The sequence below is a fragment of the Sphingobacterium bovisgrunnientis genome (assembly GCF_009829085.1).
Taxonomy (GTDB): domain Bacteria; phylum Bacteroidota; class Bacteroidia; order Sphingobacteriales; family Sphingobacteriaceae; genus Sphingobacterium; species Sphingobacterium bovisgrunnientis.
This window is the reverse complement of sequence record NZ_WUQY01000161.1, coordinates 1-417: the sequence shown is the minus strand read 5'-3', so window position 1 is coordinate 417 and position 417 is coordinate 1. Positions and strand designations below refer to the sequence as shown.

Sequence of the window (417 nt, the reverse complement as noted above, 5' to 3'; positions counted from 1 at the left end):
AAATATGCCCCTAGAAAAATCAGAAGTAGTCAGAGCTGTAATTGTTCGTACCTGTAAAGAACTTAAACGTGACAGCGGTATGATAATACGATATGATGACAATGCTGCAGTTGTGATTGATCAAGAAGGAAATCCAAAAGGAACTAGAATTTTTGGTGCGATCCGCCGGGAATTGAGACAATTCCATTTTACTAAAATAGTTTCATCAGCTTCCGGAGCATTATGAATCAATCAGTTACACGCTACATTAATTATTCTTTACATGTACAATGCACAAACACAAATTAGACCTTTTACTACCACCAATCGAAGAATTCATACACGGACAACCATAATATAGTCGAATCTTATGACCAATCAAGCTCGTAAAGTGCCAAGTTTATTTCAATAGAAATCCCTTGAGGAATAGCAGTCTCC

General features: G+C 36.7%; 1 protein-coding gene. It reads left to right on the top strand.

The window, feature by feature from the left end; translation table 11 throughout:
- The coding region (locus GOQ16_RS18540; RefSeq protein ID WP_192922546.1) for an uL14 family ribosomal protein at positions 1-226 on the top strand (226 nt) is incomplete at its 5' end.
- Positions 227-417 lie beyond the last annotated feature (191 nt).